The sequence below is a fragment of the Nitrosomonas sp. genome, assembly GCF_019752095.1.
In the GTDB taxonomy this organism is placed as follows: Bacteria; Pseudomonadota; Gammaproteobacteria; order Burkholderiales; family Nitrosomonadaceae; genus Nitrosomonas.
Genome location: NZ_JAIEMO010000003.1, coordinates 259,686 through 274,094 on the forward strand (window position 1 = coordinate 259,686; position 14,409 = coordinate 274,094).

Here is a 14,409-nt window from a genome sequence, read left to right on the forward strand (position 1 = left end):
ATTCGCCTAAATTTTCCGGTGCTTCGCTGAACTAACTACAAAAGTGTTGTTTAAAGCTGCTGACAAAATTATCTAATGAACCTGTTGGTAAATGGTTGATGCCGGCTGCGGCTTTGCGCCCTCCCCCTGTATCAAATTGCAAGCACAATACATCAGCACCACTTGGGTTTGCGAGAGCAGCTCGTACACTTACAGTATAATTTCCGGCATGATTAGGCGTAATCACCGCATGTGCACGTTGGGGATGTGCGTTTGCCAGTTTATTGGCAAAGATACCGCTGACGCGTCTTGCCCAAGGAGCATCTGGCAATAAATATGCGGCATACCGTTCTTCGGTTGTCAAAGGCTGCAATGAATCTGCTCGACTCGTATCATCCTGATATCCCTCAGAAAGCTTCCTAAAAGCATTCGATTCAGCGATGAAATCAAATGGATTCGTATAAGGTCTGATTTCTTCGTAAAGTGCAGTGGGATGAAAATGCAGATCAGGTAAATTATCACCATAGCCATTGTAGTTTAGATACTCACCCAAATGTGCAAGTTGATCTATTTCAGTTTCTGTTAATTTTGCTGTAGCTCCCAGTTGACGAGCTTTTTGCACGAGATTGTCGCCGAAAGCGGCAGTAATTGCCCACAGATGAAATTTCCCTTTTAGATGCTGATCGACTAGAAGACTAGTACAAGCATCAGCAGATAAATCGATATGTGCAATCAAGTTAGGATGCTGCGGTATCTCTCCGGCGTGATGATGATCAAAATATTCTATCCTGACACCCGCCTCCAATAATCGCATCAATCCTTTGCGATTACTGTCAAGAGAAATGTCGAGTACTGTTACCAGATCGCCGGGATTTGCCTCCACTCGATCCAATAGCTTGATATCACGCTTAACTCCAGTTATCAGATTAGCAGTTGTTGGATCTGCAAGTCTGAGTTGATGTAATGCGCATACGCCATCCGCGTCACCATTAAATACATAAAAACGATTCATATGAATAGCTTCCTATATATAACTATATGAGAGAAATTAACTTTCATTTTTTTATTCAACGGACAATGACTATTAAAAAATTAACCTAAAGCCCCTATATGCGTCAGGTAGTTGACAATGTCATCAACAGCCTGTTCTGGAGTAAGCTTTGTTGTATTAATATGTATTTCCGGATTTTCTGGTGCTTCGTAAGGCGAATCAATTCCGGTAAAGTTTTTCAATTCACCTCGACGCATTTTCTTGTACAATCCTTTGGGGTCGCGCTCCTCTGCGACATGAATAGGCGTATCAATAAATACCTCAAAGAATTCACCTTGCTCTACCAATTCCCTAGCCATCCTACGTTCCGAATGGAAAGGTGAAATAAATGACACCAATACAATCTGACCTGCATCGACCATTAATTTAGCAACTTCAGCGATACGACGAATATTTTCAACCCGGTCCGCATCAGTAAAACCAAGATCTTTATTAAGCCCATGGCGCACATTATCTCCATCCAACAGATAAGTATGCTTGCCAAGAGAATAGAGTTTTTTCTCGACTAAATTAGCAATGGTTGATTTGCCACTGCCGGATAAACCAGTAAACCAAAGAATAAACGGCTTTTGCCTTTTTGTGGCAGCATGTGCTTGCTTATTGATATTGATCGCCTGCCAGTGGATATTCTGCGACCGGCGCAAGGCAAAATGCAGCATGCCAGCACCAACCGTATTATTAGTTAAGCGATCAATCAGGATAAAACCACCGATGTCATGATCTTCTTTATAAGGATCGAAAGCGATCAGTTGGTCAGTACTGAGGTTACAAATACCAATTTCATTGAGTTCCAGCTTGGTGCCAGCGACATGTTCAAGCGTATTAACGTTTACCTTATATTTCAGCACCGAAACATTGGCGGTGGCAGTTTTTGTCCCGATTTTCATCAAATACGGCCGACCGGGAAGCATCGATTCATCTACCATCCAGACTATCGTGGCCTCAAATTGATCGGCTACGCCCGGCAAAGTATCCGTGGCGGCTAAAATATCTCCACGGCTGATATCGATTTCATCGGCCAATGTCAATGTAATCGATTGCCCTGAAACTGCCTGCGTTAAATCGCCATCACTGGTCACAATGCGAGTTACACGACTCTCTCTGCCAGACGGCAACACACGAACAAGATCACCTGGCCTGACGCTGCCACGTGCAACCATACCCGAGTAACCTCGAAAATCCAGATTCGGGCGATTGACCCATTGTACCGGCATGCGGAAAACCCCAGATTCCACATTGATATCCTCGACCTGCAGATTCTCCAGATATCCCATCAATGTTTCACCGTGATACCATGGCGTGTTGGCACTCAATGAGGTAATGTTATCGCCTTTGAGGGCTGACATCGGAATGGTTACAATATTACTCAACCCTAATTCTTTTGCAAATTCACGATATTCTTTATTAATCTGATGAAAAATTTCTTCTGAATAACCCACCATGTCCAGCTTATTGATTGCAAGCACTACATGTTGAATTCCAATTAATGAAACTAAATAGCTATGACGCCGCGTCTGTGTCAGGACACCTTTGCGTGCATCAATAAGAATTACCGCCACGTCGGCTGTTGAAGCCCCTGTGACCATGTTGCGGGTATACTGCTCATGGCCTGGTGTATCTGCGACAATAAACTTGCGCTTATCAGTAGAAAAGAAACGATAGGCCACATCAATAGTTATCCCTTGCTCACGTTCCGCAGAAAGACCGTCGACCAATAATGCAAAATCTAAGTCACCGGCTTGGGTACCTATCTTTTTGGAATCTGCCTCTAATTGAGCCAATTGATCTTCAAACAGCATTTTGGACTCATATAACATCCGCCCAATTAAAGTGCTTTTCCCATCATCAACACTGCCGCAAGTGATAAACCGAAGCATACTTTTGTTTTCATGCGCTTTTAAATACAGCTCGATATCTTCGGCAATCAAATCAGATACGTGTGCCATTAGAAGTAACCCTCCTGTTTCTTTTTCTCCATCGAACCTGTGGAATCATGATCGATTAATCGCCCCTGACGCTCAGATGTTCTTGCCAGTAACATTTCTTGAATAATATCCACCAGGGAACTTGCCTCGCTCTCAATCGCACCGGTTAAAGGATAGCAACCCAGTGTGCGGAAACGAACTTTCTTCATCATCGGAGATTCACCTTCTCGCATCGGAAAACGGTCATCATCAACCATAATTAAAGTACCATCACGCTCTACAACAGGTCGTTCTTTAGCATAATACAATGGCACAATAGGAATGTTGTTCAAATGGATATATTGCCAAATATCGAGCTCGGTCCAATTTGAAAGCGGAAAAACACGAATACTTTCACCCGGATTTTTGCGTGCGTTATACAGCCGCCATAACTCGGGGCGCTGTAACTTGGGATCCCAACGATGTTGTGCTGATCGAATGGAAAAAATCCGCTCTTTGGCACGTGATTTTTCCTCATCGCGACGGGCTCCACCGAAAGCAACATCAAAACCATGTTTATCCAATGCTTGCTTTAAACCCTCAGTTTTCCAGATATCTGTATGAACTGCGGAGCCGTGTGTAAAAGGGTTAATTCCTTTTGTAACCCCTTCGGGGTTAATGTGAACTATAAGATCAAGTCCTAATTTCTTTGCTATTACATCACGAAATTCAATCATTTCCCTGAATTTCCATGTCGTGTCAACATGTAACAATGGGAAAGGTAGTTTCGAGGGATAAAATGCTTTTACTGCAAGATGCAACATCACTGCACTATCCTTGCCAATAGAATAGAGCATCACCGGATGCTCGCACTCTGCAACCACCTCCCGCATGATATGAATACTCTCCGCTTCAAGGCGTTGTATATGTGTCAACATTGTTAATAATTTCCTTCCATAAAAAGTAGTAGCATTAGGATTATATTAATATAATTTAGAATTTTTCTTATCTCGAAATAAACCAGTTTATCCCTGTAATTTTGATACTTAGAAGCAATTCTGCTGATTTCCTATTTAACAAAATTGTGGATGTGAATCAACTCTTGGCTTTATTATTAAATGATAGCAGGTACTAAAGAATCTAACCTCAAAACTTACTATAGTATTCCTATCGATCTACTTGTTTATTCAAGTAAGAGACAATCACTTGAATACTCAAACCATATAATACTAAGTTTCAAGACTAAACAGGTTTGCGGGGTACATGCGTATCTGATGAAGAAGATTTTTCTTCCGGTGTTTGGGTATCCATTGCGTCATCGTCTGCCCCTTCTTCTCCCTTTGTTGATTTGACCGGCATTTTCGCAAACGAATGCAAATTCAGATGCAATGCTGCCTTAGCAAGTAAATGTGCACTCACCGGAGCGGTGATAACAAGAAACACCGTAATCAGTATTTCGTGCAGACTGATACCGGCATTACGACTGCTGAAAAATAACGCCGATGCGATCAGCAGACTGCCAACTCCCAAAGTCGTGGCTTTGGTCGGTCCATGTAAGCGCATATAAAAGTCCTTAAGTCGCAAAAGGCCTAAGGAACCAATAAAAGTTAAGGTAGCGCCCGTCAGAATTAGAAAAGATAACAAATATTCCAGCATGATTTATTCGATAATATCACCGCGCAGTAAATACTTGCACAATGCAACAGTACCTATAAAGCCCATCAAAGCAATCAGTAGTGCCGCCTCAAAGAATAGCGCGCTGCCCAGGTGAATACCTAACAACATTAACAATGCAATAGTATTTATATATAAAGTATCCAGCGCAAGAATCCGGTCCGGCATGCTGGGGCCGCACATTAAGCGCCAGAAACTCATGGCGACAGCCGCTGTTACTAATCCAAGCGCAATTGGAATTACAGAATCTAACATAGCTCAAAAATCTCCTGTAATGGGCGTTCGTAGCGGCGCTTAATCGTCGCGATCAGCGCATCCGGATCAGCTTCATTCAGCGCATGAACCAATAAATATCGACGATCTTCAGATAACCGCGCCGACACTGTTCCTGGTGTCAATGTAATGCTATTAGCCAATAAACTAATAGCCAGATCGGATGTTAAGTCTAATGGTAATTCAACAAAAATCGGTTTAAGTCGATCTGGATCGCCAAGAATTAAACGTGCTACGGTAAAATTGGCCATTATGATATCGATCAGTAACAATCCAATATACCGCAACAAGGTAAACGGCTTGCGGATAGTCACGGCCTCTGGCCAGAAGCTCAGGGTCAACAATGGTATCATCCAGCCCAGCAATAGGCCGAGAAAAATCTGTCCGGGTGTTATGCTGTTTACCAGCAATAGCCATAAACATGCCAGTGTGGGAGATAAAATTGGATGAGGTAGTAGACGAGCCATGGTTATTATTTTCCAGTACCTAGCACAGATTGAATATAGTCATCGGGTTGCAGCAATTGGTTTGCTGTCTCCTGTGCAAATTCAGTAATTGCACCAGCCCAAACCATTAAAGCCACGCATAGCGCAAGCAAGCAGACAGGTATTGCCAACCCACTTATACCATGAGGTGTAATAATAGGTTGAGTATGGTCATCCGTTGCAGCATGAGCCGCTTCAGGCACTTGTGCCCGGTAAAACAACAAACTGCCACTACGCGCCAATGCAATGATAGTAAACAAGCTGGTTATTAATACAGTGGCCATTATCCATGATAGAGCAGCATGTGAAAGTGCCGCTTGCAGGATCAGAAATTTTCCGACAAAACCAGATAATGGTGGTAACCCAGCTACCAAAATGGCCACTATAAAAAAAAGTGTACCTATTATTCGTTGGTGCACCATGATCAGACCCGGTTCAAATCGATCACTCATTTCGCCACGGCGATTAACAATGCTATCAGCGAGTAGAAAAAATGCTGCAGCGGCAAAAGTGGAATGTGGTAAGTAATACAATCCGGCAGCTATTCCGGCACTTGTATTGATGCCAAAAGCGATGAGCAGTGTACCGACGGATGCAACCACTAGATAGGCCACTTGCTGGCGCAAATGTGTACTTGCCAGCACACCCAGCACACCTGCGATCAGTGTTGCCAAAGCTAATGGCAACAACCAGGGGTCGATCAAGTCGGCAATTGGACCAGCCTGTTCACCAAAAATCAAGGTGTAAACACGCAAAATGCAGTATGCGCCAACCTTGGTCATGATAGCAAACAAAGCTGCAACCGGAGCGGATGTGTGGGCATACGCCGCAGGTAACCATAGATAAAGTGGCAAAAGAGCGGTTTTGAGGGCAAACACGGCAAACAGCAGTAAGCCAGCGGTACGAATGAGCGCAATATCTTCGACAGGAGTATTGGCAACTTTAACAGCCAGATCCGCCATATTCAGCGTGCCCAAAAGTCCGTAGAGTGTTCCCACTGCAAACAGAAACAAAATTGACCCTACGAGATTGATGATGACAAAATGCAACCCGGCCATCGTGCGCAACCGCCCTCCACCATGCAGTAATAAGCCATAGGAAGCAAGCAGCAGAATTTCAAAGAATACAAACAGATTAAACAAATCACCGGTCAAAAATGCGCCGTTTAATCCAAATAGTTGCAATTGAAATAAAACATGAAAATGTGGACCGGCAGTGTCAGTGCCACGTACTGCGTAAACTAGCGCGCACCACGAAACCAGCGCAGTAATGATGAGCATCCAGGCAGCAAGCCGATCGGCAACCAGAACGATGCCAAATGGCGGCGCCCAGTTGCCCAGTACATAAACTAGAATCTCGCCGCTGTTAACGATACTGAGCAGCCATCCCGCTAAAAAGACCAAAACACTGACGGATGAAATGCTCACAATGCGCAGTACCTGCAGGCTCTGTCTTTGTAGCAATAATAACAATGCACCCAGCAACAGCGGCCATATTACAGGAAGAATAACAATATGGCTTATCATGGTTTATGCTTTCCATCCACATGATCATTCCCCATTTCCAAGTGCGCCTTGAGGGACAACACAATGACAAAAGCAGTCATGGCAAAGCTGATCACAATAGCTGTCAGCACTAACGCCTGCGGCAAGGGATCCGCATACTCCGTTACGCCTTCCACTATAATCGGGGGTTTGCCAACAGTGAGCCGTCCCATGACCAATAGAAATAAGTTGACGGCATAAGACAAAAAGGTCAAACCCAGCACGACCGGAAAAGTCCGACCACGTAAAGCCAAGTAAACACCACAAGCTGTGAGCGTTCCAATCAGTATTGCTACCAGCGCTTCCATTAACGAATTCTCTTTCTGACGTTTGTCAAATGACTCTCTTTATGTACCAGGCCAAGATGAATAAGTATCAACAGCGTGGTGCCGACGACAACCAGATAAACACCCAGATCAAAAATCATGGCGGAAGCTAACTCGAATTCTCCAATTATCGGCCAATGTAAATAACTAAAGGTGGATGTCAAGAAGGGATGGTCAAAAAACCAGCTGGCAAGACCGGTCAACGCAGCAATGAAAATACCCGCACCAATCACATTATGCATATCGACCGACAACCGAGTATGTGCCCAAGTGACACCATTGGCCAAATATTGCATGATTAGTGCTACCGCAGTTATCAATCCGGCAATAAAGCCGCCGCCGGGAAGATTATGTCCGCGCAGTAAAATATATACAGATACCAACAAGGCAAGCGGTAATAACAAGCGCACAAACGACGCCATGATAACCGGATGTAAATCACGATCCCAGGTTTGTCCTTCACTATCTTGCTCAGAACCGGATAATTTCAATTGGTGCAGCATCGCGTATATGCCCAGTCCGGCTAATGCTAGTACGGTAATTTCGCCGAGTGTGTCATAGCCTCTGAAATCAACCAGAATGACATTGACTACATTGGTTCCGCCGCCACCCGGCACACTGTTGCTTAAAAAATAATCTGCGATACTATGATATGGGCGGGTCAATATGGCCCAAACTAATAAGCTCACGCCTAAACCTGCCGCTGTAGCGATCATGACATCACGGCTGCGTATATAATTTCCAGATTCTAGTGGTGAATATTGCGGTAAAAAATATAACGCTAATAGCATCAGAACAATCGTTACTACCTCGACGGATAATTGTGTCAAGGCTAGATCCGGTGCAGAAAACTTGATAAAAACGAGAGATACTCCCAAACCTACTGCGCCCATTAAAATGAGCGATACAAGACGTTGCCGATGTAAAATAACGGCTCCAATTGCAGCAATTACAAGAATCAGCGTAACGAGTATACTGACACCATCCATGGGTAATAACGCACGATCTCCAGTTAAAGCGGATGCACTTTCGTTGAAACCTGCCAAGCCGAGCATCAGGATAAAAATCATAAAAACAAATAGCATCTGCTGTAGCGAATTTGAATTCAGTAAATAAGTTATATAACTAGAAACTTTGAAAAGCTGACTAAGCAAATAATTATATAGTGATTTAAATTCTATTCGATCAACGAATCGATCGTGCAATGCAGATAATGGACGACGGGCTAAATAAATTAAAATTCCACCGGATAGTGCAATAATACTCATCCATAATGCAGGGTTGAAACCGTGCCAGATTGCTAAATCGTGATCTGGAACAGGTCCTTGCAGAACACCTGCCGCAGCCACTACAAGAATGGGTTCTACAGTTAATGCCGGCAATATACCAACCAGCAGACATAAACCTACCAGAATTTCCACTGGTACTTTCATCCAACGAGGAGGCTCATGTGGCGTTTTGGGCAAATCAACCGGCTCACCACTAAAAAAAACCGTATGAATGAAGCGTAATGAGTAAGCCACCGCAAAAATACCAGCTAAAGTTGCTGCGGCAGGCATAAGCCATCCCCACGGTTGATTGGCATGATGCAACGTTTCGGCAAAAAACATTTCCTTAGACAAGAAGCCATTAAATAATGGCACACCTGCCATAGAAGCGGCAGCCACCATGGCCAGCAATGCCGTATGTGGCATAAATTTCCACAATCCTCTCAAACGGCGCATATCACGTGTACCTGCTTCGTGATCAATGATACCTGCAGCCATAAATAAGGATGCTTTGAAAATCGCGTGATTAATAATATGAAAAACACCGGCAACTGCTGCAAGCGGCGTACCCATACCAAATAATAAAGTAATCAAGCCCAGATGGCTGATTGTCGAGTACGCAAGCAATCCTTTCAAGTCGTGCTTAAACATGGCGATGTAAGCAGCAACAAGCAATGTGGTCAGACCTGTCGTGCAAACTAGCCAGAACCATTCCGGTGTACCTGACAAGGCAGGGAAAAAACGGGCCAGCAAGAACACTCCCGCTTTTACCATGGTAGCTGAATGCAAATAAGCGGATACCGGTGTGGGAGCCGCCATGGCATTGGGTAACCAGAAGTGAAATGGAAACTGTGCTGATTTAGTGAAAGCACCGAGCAATACCAGGATTAACGTCGGTAAATATAAAGCGTGAGCACGGATACTGTCGCCAGATGCAAGAATCACAGATAAATCATAGCTGCCGCAGATTTCACCCAATAACAAAAAGCCACCAAGCAGTGCCAATCCACCGCCGCCAGTGACGGCCAACGCCATGCGTGCTCCACTGCGGGATTCCTGCCGGTGTTGCCAGTAGCTAATGAGCAGGAACGACGATAGGCTGGTTAATTCCCAGAAAATCAACAGCTGAATAATGTTTTCTGATAATACAATTCCCAGCATAGAACCCATGAAAATCAGCAAGTAAGCAAAAAAACGTCCCATGTCGTCCCGCTCGGACAAGTAATACCGGGCATAGAGGATAATGAGCAAGCCAATGCCTAAGATCATCAGCGCAAATAACAGACCCAATCCATCAAGACGAAAGACTATATCCAGGCCAAGCATGGGTATCCAACTGAAGCGCTGAATGATAATTTGTCCTGAAAAAACATCAGCAATCATGGGATACAAAAAGGCTAACGCGAGTAACGTCACGGTACAGGCACCCCAGGCAGCATGTAATCTACCTAAGCTGGAAATAGATGCAACTAAAATGGCGCCGACAAAAGGTATAAGGGCGACGAGCGATAAATTCATAAAAATTAGGATACTGTTAGCGGTTGGATATTTCCTGCTTAATTTACATAACTCAATTCAGCATTAGTCACTTAAGTTCGATTCTGTAGAAAAAATATAATTATTTTGTGTACTGGTACCTTATAAGCATGCTTCAATCTTTTAATAAATTTATTCCATTGATAAAAATGAAATAAATTCTTTTCAATAAAAACACCTACTCCCTAAAAGAACCAAAATAGAAAATAATCCGTAAAATGATACCATTGCTATCTATGCAGATTGTTCATTTGATGATTAATTTCGTAGCGAAATGACTTAACTTCATTATTTATGCTAACTCAGCCAGGAAGCCCCATATGCGCGGCATTGGTTCCAAAATCTCTCTTTCCGATCCTGGAAGCAAAACGCATATCCGCGTATTTCTTGCCTTCTGATTATATTCGAATCACGCTATCATTCTTAAAATCTATACTGGACATAGTATTGGCAATCTCAATCCTGCCACCAGCAACAGGAACAGCTGCAACTTTTCAGCCACGCTTCTCTGCCAATATATAACCGTTTGCTCAAAAACCTGATCGATATATCGGATCCATAATGACTGAATCGGATTTGGATTATCTTCATTCTGGAACTTAGATTGATTCTACGGCTAAAACGATTTAGCGGATTATATGATTCTGTACACAGTACTTTTATAGCGATCAATCCAGGAGATTCAATACATGAATTCGTAGCGCTCCGGCGCCAACGCACATGACCATGAGGGTCGGCATGATCACCAATCAGCCTAAGATTAAATCGGTTAAGGTTTTAGCAGTATCTGGCTGCTTTGTTTTGATAGCACGTAAAGTTTCAATTGACCCTAGAACAATTACCGATAATACTGCTATCAACGCAGCTGATCAAGAAAATTCAGGCTCTTAGAAATAAAGCTAGACGTTCTATTCTTCAAATTTTTTGTCTTAATTGTTTTCACGATATAAAAAAATAACGACTTTGCTTTTTGCTTTACAGAGAAGCAGTATAATTCTTTATTATACATCTCGTGTATTTGCTTATGAAACTTAAGATCACATGAGCTTCATCTGTCCAATACGACTTATTACTCTTTATCCTTGGATATTGCAAACAAGCAGTTTATGAAAAACATATCCGTATGGCTAGCGGTAATACTCGTAGGTTTATTCTGGAGCTTGCTGGCAAACGCACAAGATATTGATATTAATAAAAAATACAAAGAACCAATTGGTCAATATATTCAAATTTATCAACATAAAGATACCTTCCTTAGTATGCAAAGTGCATATGATGCGTTCAAAAATGGTCATTTTTCTCAATCTAACGATTCCGTGCTTAATTTTGGCATCGGCGCAAAACCTGTATGGCTCGCATCCCACGTTAGAAATAATACGCATGACACTGTGCTTCGAAATTTGTTGTTTGAAACCTCCTGGCTGGACAAGATTGATGTTTATTATCTCAAGGGAAACCAATTAGTTAACAGCTATCATCTCGGTGATAGCTTATTATTTTCGCAACGACCGTTTAGCCATCGATTTTTTGTTACCGAGCATGATTTTGAAACTGGTGACACTATTGTATTAATTCGCGTTGAAACCGGCGATGCGATGGTTATACCCATTTATTTCCTTACCGCAGAAGAAATAGTTAACAGAAGTATACTGCAAGCATATAGCTACGGATTGATATACGGAGTTATTTTGGCGTTAGTTGCCTATAATTTTATGCTGCATATCGGATTACGCACAGGTCCCTATCTTTTTTACTCACTCTATCTCTTATTATTTCTGCTACTTAATGCTGCATATACCGGTCATGGCTATCAATGGTTATGGCCTGATTCACCGCACTGGCAGCAATGGTCCAATCCGGTATTGATGGTAGCATGTACTTTAAGTGGAATCGCATTTGCATTGAACTTCCTAAATATCAAAATTGCCAGGCCTCGTATATATCAATTGATCGTTTTCAGTTGCTTCGGCTTCAGCGTATTAGCACTGATCGCAGTCTTGGCCGATGAATTTGTAGCAGCACTATTCATCTCATTGTTTTTTATATTTTATTTCTATATCGTTGCTGTCATATTAGGTGTCATTTCTCTGCGAACAGAAAACAGATTTACCCAATATTTTCTCTTGGCATCGATTTTTACAATATGTGGCGGCATTATTACAGCTAATGCGGTATGGGGCTTCATTCCTTACAATTGGCTTACTTACCGGGCCGCAGAAATTGGAATAGTGGCGGATGCGATTTTACTGGCACTGGCACTTGCTGAACGTTTTAACATCACCCAAAGAGATAAGCTGACAGCTGAAAAAATAGCTGATATTGATTTGTTAACTAACTTAAATACCAGACGAGCCTTTTACAAATTTGTGCAACCAATGTGGGCTGTAAGTTTACGCAATAGAAGTTATACCTCGGTAATTATACTCGATATCGATGACTTCAAATTGTTGAATGATAATTATGGCCACCCTCTGGGTGATCGTGTTCTTGCCCAATTGGCTGAAACAATACAAGAAGAAGCACGTAGTGGCGATATTCTGGCACGCTGGGGAGGTGAAGAATTTCTTATTTTTCTGCCGGAAACAGGATTGGCGGATGCGATAGCCATTGCGGACAGGATGCGCAAAAAAATTACGGCGATTCAAATCACTACTAATAAGGAAGAGAAGCTCTCATTCACCGCAAGCTTTGGCGTTGCGACCACTCAGAATACCAACGTATCTCTGAATGAATTAATCGCGCAAGCGGATCGGCAGTTATATCACGCTAAGAAAAAAGGGCGTAATTGTGTCTATCCAGATCTATCTGATCAGAAACAATACCAATGATAAAAACACCTTAATATCAGCATGACCTTCTAAAGTGTATTTCTCCTTCACTCGTAGTATTGGTGAAACCCCAAAGATTTCATTGCGATTCCAGATTCTTCTGCAGCGTCAAAATCATCATCACCAGTTTCCAATTCATCGATAAGTTTGACGATGCGACTATCTGGAATCATGCCATCAGCCAGCGCATCCTCGTCATCAAAATCTATAGACACAGGATCTATCTCGTTAATACTATTAGATAATGATTTATTTTTCATCATGATAAACCTCCTCGTAGGTTTGGTGGGAATGTGCCCAGTAAATCATAACGACATATAAATTAAATTCTGGATTAGAAATCATTTATCCTGATATTTTTGGAATATAAAAGACTTCCCGCCTGTTCAACGGTTTGCAAGCTCATTGAACTTGCGATTCTTCATGGCCTTACCACAAGGATCTGATTAGTATTTTATGCATGAAGTCGTAAAGAAGTTGCGCCATTGAACGCGGAAGATCCATCATCACATTGTTTTGCAGTGAAATACAATGCGGGTTGTTAGACAAGCCGTTGATGAATTACCATTGAAGTCAAGATATTGCAGGTTTTTGGGATTTAGCCATGCCCAGGAATTTCGAGATTTATGTTCGCGATATTTAACTTACTTTACGGTATGGCAAGACCTATAAAATGTCACCTAGTCGCGTTAATAAAGTAGCCTATTTGGGAACAACAATCCATAGCTATTCACCCGATGTAATTGTTGATATCATGCGCGTTCCTGCTCCGGTCAGAGGCATATCCAAGGACTCCGCATCCGAGTAGAACCAATTGGAAAATCTGTACTAGTTTACCCAGCGTGTCTTGTAGCACCTCCGAAACTTTCCAAGATAGAAACGTCGGTGAGATGTCTATAGCGGTACAGAACTCGCAATGTTGTCCGGACCAACATTTAACGCTCTATTTTGATTATATGTTGCCTCACTTTGAATCATTCATAACCGCTGAATGGATGCAGACTCTGAAATACCAACATAATTGTCAAAATCAACCAGCTTGTTGTTTTTACTGAAAGTGTTCTGAAGTTCATACCACTGCCCTCTCTTGATCGGGCAGAAATCATAACAGTCAATTTTTTCTTGAGGACACTGATAAAGCGCAGAGTGAGTACAATATAATAGGCTATTAAGCTGTAATTGCCACCGTGTCAATGGACGTTCTGTACTGCCTTCTGAATGCCACTTTTAATCTCCGCAGATTTAATTTTCCGCTACTTGCGGCGGGATAAACCTATTGGCTAATGCGGAAAAAGCACAAAACATCAGCAATCTGATATAAGATCAAACTTGATATTAGAAGAGAACTAGAATTTTATTCAAAAAGCTCGGTTGACTTTTTTAGGATAGGATAGTTTAAGCTATAGTAGTTTCTGTTTCAGAAAATTTACTATTAACATTCAGTCTATTAGTTGTTGTTTATGGTGCCCAGAAGAGGAATCCAAAAGCCTTGTCAATGAATAGTCTTAGTATGATGTAGCGTAAATAAATCGTGAATACTT

General features: G+C 42.3%; 13 protein-coding genes. 3 read left to right on the top strand and 10 right to left on the bottom strand.

Annotation, left to right across the window (positions count from 1 at the left end; translation table 11 throughout):
- Window positions 1-31 precede the first annotated feature (31 nt).
- The 9 genes from K2Q13_RS01440 to K2Q13_RS01480 all read right to left on the bottom strand — a co-directional run bounded on the left by K2Q13_RS01440 (window position 32) and on the right by K2Q13_RS01480 (window position 10,022).
- Window positions 32-991, bottom strand: coding sequence for an acetyltransferase (locus K2Q13_RS01440; RefSeq protein WP_292918865.1), 960 nt, complete (start codon window positions 989-991; stop codon window positions 32-34).
- 80 nt (window positions 992-1,071) lie between these two features.
- Window positions 1,072-2,976 (bottom strand): sulfate adenylyltransferase subunit CysN, encoded by a 1,905-nt coding sequence (gene cysN, locus K2Q13_RS01445; RefSeq protein ID WP_292918866.1) that lies wholly within the window; start codon window positions 2,974-2,976, stop codon window positions 1,072-1,074.
- Window positions 2,976-3,872 (bottom strand): sulfate adenylyltransferase subunit CysD, encoded by an 897-nt coding sequence (gene cysD / locus K2Q13_RS01450; RefSeq protein WP_292918867.1) that lies wholly within the window; start codon window positions 3,870-3,872, stop codon window positions 2,976-2,978. The genes cysN and cysD overlap by 1 nt, the downstream gene beginning before the upstream one ends.
- Before the next feature lie 304 nt (window positions 3,873-4,176).
- The gene (locus K2Q13_RS01455; protein ID WP_292918868.1) at window positions 4,177-4,590 is read right to left on the bottom strand and encodes a Na+/H+ antiporter subunit G; all 414 of its coding nucleotides are present in this window, start codon (window positions 4,588-4,590) and stop codon (window positions 4,177-4,179) included.
- A 3-nt stretch (window positions 4,591-4,593) separates the two neighbouring features.
- Window positions 4,594-4,863: a K+/H+ antiporter subunit F gene (locus K2Q13_RS01460; protein WP_292918869.1), complete on the bottom strand. Its 270-nt coding sequence runs from the start codon at window positions 4,861-4,863 to the stop codon at window positions 4,594-4,596.
- Window positions 4,857-5,348, bottom strand: coding sequence for a Na+/H+ antiporter subunit E (locus K2Q13_RS01465; RefSeq protein WP_292918870.1), 492 nt, complete (start codon window positions 5,346-5,348; stop codon window positions 4,857-4,859). Before K2Q13_RS01465 ends, K2Q13_RS01460 begins: the two co-directional genes overlap by 7 nt.
- Before the next feature lie 5 nt (window positions 5,349-5,353).
- On the bottom strand, window positions 5,354-6,892 hold the full coding sequence (locus K2Q13_RS01470; protein WP_292918871.1) for a monovalent cation/H+ antiporter subunit D: 1,539 nt from the start codon (window positions 6,890-6,892) through the stop codon (window positions 5,354-5,356).
- Window positions 6,889-7,218 carry a Na+/H+ antiporter subunit C gene (locus K2Q13_RS01475; RefSeq protein WP_292918872.1) on the bottom strand — a complete coding sequence of 110 codons (330 nt, stop codon included), beginning with the start codon at window positions 7,216-7,218 and terminating at the stop codon, window positions 6,889-6,891. Before K2Q13_RS01475 ends, K2Q13_RS01470 begins: the two co-directional genes overlap by 4 nt.
- Window positions 7,218-10,022: a monovalent cation/H+ antiporter subunit A gene (locus K2Q13_RS01480; RefSeq protein WP_292918873.1), complete on the bottom strand. Its 2,805-nt coding sequence runs from the start codon at window positions 10,020-10,022 to the stop codon at window positions 7,218-7,220. The genes K2Q13_RS01475 and K2Q13_RS01480 overlap by 1 nt, the downstream gene beginning before the upstream one ends.
- A gap of 756 nt (window positions 10,023-10,778) precedes the next feature.
- Between K2Q13_RS01480 and K2Q13_RS01485 the strand changes: the two genes are divergently transcribed.
- On the top strand, window positions 10,779-10,931 hold the full coding sequence (locus K2Q13_RS01485; RefSeq protein ID WP_292918874.1) for a hypothetical protein: 153 nt from the start codon (window positions 10,779-10,781) through the stop codon (window positions 10,929-10,931).
- 215 nt (window positions 10,932-11,146) lie between these two features.
- Window positions 11,147-12,868 (top strand): diguanylate cyclase, encoded by a 1,722-nt coding sequence (locus tag K2Q13_RS01490; protein ID WP_292918875.1) that lies wholly within the window; start codon window positions 11,147-11,149, stop codon window positions 12,866-12,868.
- Between the two features lie 47 nt (window positions 12,869-12,915).
- Here the strand turns inward: K2Q13_RS01490 and K2Q13_RS01495 are convergent, their stop codons facing one another.
- Window positions 12,916-13,131, bottom strand: coding sequence for a hypothetical protein (locus K2Q13_RS01495; RefSeq protein ID WP_292918876.1), 216 nt, complete (start codon window positions 13,129-13,131; stop codon window positions 12,916-12,918).
- A 410-nt stretch (window positions 13,132-13,541) separates the two neighbouring features.
- Between K2Q13_RS01495 and K2Q13_RS01500 the strand changes: the two genes are divergently transcribed.
- A complete protein-coding gene (locus K2Q13_RS01500; RefSeq protein ID WP_292918877.1) occupies window positions 13,542-13,676 on the top strand; it encodes a hypothetical protein in 135 nt (44 codons plus the stop codon).
- The last annotated feature ends 733 nt before the right edge of the window (window positions 13,677-14,409 follow it).

Bases quoted from the DNA above. Each gene is read 5' to 3' on its own strand.
- cysD (WP_292918867.1), bottom strand. From the start codon at position 3,872: ATGTTGACACATATACAACGCCTTGAAGCGGAGAGTATTCATATCATG.
- K2Q13_RS01465 (WP_292918870.1), bottom strand. From the start codon at position 5,348: ATGGCTCGTCTACTACCTCATCCAATTTTATCTCCCACACTGGCATGT.
- K2Q13_RS01490 (WP_292918875.1), top strand. From the start codon at position 11,147: ATGAAAAACATATCCGTATGGCTAGCGGTAATACTCGTAGGTTTATTC.
- cysN (WP_292918866.1), bottom strand. From the start codon at position 2,976: ATGGCACACGTATCTGATTTGATTGCCGAAGATATCGAGCTGTATTTA.
- K2Q13_RS01470 (WP_292918871.1), bottom strand. From the start codon at position 6,892: ATGATAAGCCATATTGTTATTCTTCCTGTAATATGGCCGCTGTTGCTG.
- K2Q13_RS01485 (WP_292918874.1), top strand. From the start codon at position 10,779: ATGATCACCAATCAGCCTAAGATTAAATCGGTTAAGGTTTTAGCAGTA.
- K2Q13_RS01460 (WP_292918869.1), bottom strand. From the start codon at position 4,863: ATGTTAGATTCTGTAATTCCAATTGCGCTTGGATTAGTAACAGCGGCT.
- K2Q13_RS01440 (WP_292918865.1), bottom strand. From the start codon at position 991: ATGAATCGTTTTTATGTATTTAATGGTGACGCGGATGGCGTATGCGCA.
- K2Q13_RS01495 (WP_292918876.1), bottom strand. From the start codon at position 13,131: ATGATGAAAAATAAATCATTATCTAATAGTATTAACGAGATAGATCCT.
- K2Q13_RS01475 (WP_292918872.1), bottom strand. From the start codon at position 7,218: ATGGAAGCGCTGGTAGCAATACTGATTGGAACGCTCACAGCTTGTGGT.
- K2Q13_RS01480 (WP_292918873.1), bottom strand. From the start codon at position 10,022: ATGAATTTATCGCTCGTCGCCCTTATACCTTTTGTCGGCGCCATTTTA.
- K2Q13_RS01455 (WP_292918868.1), bottom strand. From the start codon at position 4,590: ATGCTGGAATATTTGTTATCTTTTCTAATTCTGACGGGCGCTACCTTA.
- K2Q13_RS01500 (WP_292918877.1), top strand. From the start codon at position 13,542: ATGTCACCTAGTCGCGTTAATAAAGTAGCCTATTTGGGAACAACAATC.